Source organism: Moorena sp. SIO4A1 (genome assembly GCF_010672065.1).
Taxonomy (GTDB): domain Bacteria; phylum Cyanobacteriota; class Cyanobacteriia; order Cyanobacteriales; family Coleofasciculaceae; genus Moorena.
In genome coordinates, this window is record NZ_JAAHHX010000969.1 from 1 (window position 1) to 1126 (window position 1126).

Sequence of the window (1126 nt, forward strand, 5' to 3'; positions counted from 1 at the left end):
TCCGATGAATTCACCAAAAGCAAGTTGAGAATTACTATTACCGATTTAGATAAAATTTTCGGAACGATAAGTTTTTTATTGTCAAACAAATAAGATTTTACACGGGGACGCGGAGATTGGATCATTGAGTAATTGATTCAATCTACTCGCTCTGTTCATTAAATAAAATACCCGCGTCCATCAGACCTCTCCAACAAATAAATTTATGGTAAAATAAGAGGATAATAACAAATTATTTTTAGGAATATCATCCATGAGCTATACTTGGGATTATATCCAGAAAAATCCTAAACAAACCAAACGATTGCTAGGGATAAATCATGAACAACTCTCTCAACTGATAAAACAAGCTAAGTTATTACATCGTCAACATCAAGAAAAAAATCAAAATCAAAAAGTCCGGCTAATTAAGCCTGGGGGAGGTGCTTCACAAAAATTATCACTGTCTTGATGCAGTCGCTCATGGGGGAAACCACGGCAGTTGCTCATGGGGGAAACCACGGCAGTTGCTCATGGGGGAAACCACGGCAGTTGCTCATGGGGGAGACCACGGCAGTTGCTCATGGGGGAGACCCCCAAGACCGCGCTGCCTCCCCAAGACCGCACTGCCTCCCCAAGACCGCGCTGCCTCCCCAAGACCGCACTGCCTCCCCAAGACCGCGCTGCATCGCTATTAGAACAAGTAAAAAAGTGCGAAGAAGAGTTTGAAGTTACCGTAGAACCGGGTCGCCTTTATGCAGGGCTGTTTCATTCTGGCCAAAAATAGATGGGGAGATGGGGAGATGGGGAGATGGGGATAATTTTGGACAAATAGTCGGAATTTTGGCCAAATTTATCTAACACTCCTCGAAGGCCGAATCACGAATTGTTAGTCATTGGAGTTGCTTCCTCCCAACTAATTTGTCAGATTTTAATGACTTTATTGGCGGATTTTTCGGGAAATTTTAGTTGATTTCCCTATCCCCCTATCCCCCTATCCCCCTATCTCCAATAATCACTTATAGCGCTACGCGCCAGGCATGCTAGCAATAGGCATGAAGCGCAATAGTGAAGAAAAAAGCTTACTAATCAAGGGATTGAGCGATTTTAATTTTTATTCACTTGTCAAACACCATAGTGCGTAGTG

The 1126-nt window shown here is 43.0% G+C and carries 2 protein-coding genes; both read left to right on the forward strand.

Features of this window, described 5'->3' with window-relative positions:
• Positions 1-253 precede the first annotated feature (253 nt).
• Positions 254-451, forward strand: coding sequence for a hypothetical protein (locus F6K53_RS44515; RefSeq protein WP_293087357.1), 198 nt, complete (start codon positions 254-256; stop codon positions 449-451).
• Between the two features lie 36 nt (positions 452-487).
• Positions 488-766 (forward strand): hypothetical protein, encoded by a 279-nt coding sequence (locus F6K53_RS44520; RefSeq protein WP_293087360.1) that lies wholly within the window; start codon positions 488-490, stop codon positions 764-766.
• Positions 767-1126 lie beyond the last annotated feature (360 nt).

Excerpts from the sequence above, each read along its gene's own strand:
- F6K53_RS44515 (WP_293087357.1), top strand. The coding sequence starts at position 254 with ATGAGCTATACTTGGGATTATATCCAGAAAAATCCTAAACAAACCAAA.
- F6K53_RS44520 (WP_293087360.1), top strand. The coding sequence starts at position 488 with ATGGGGGAAACCACGGCAGTTGCTCATGGGGGAAACCACGGCAGTTGC.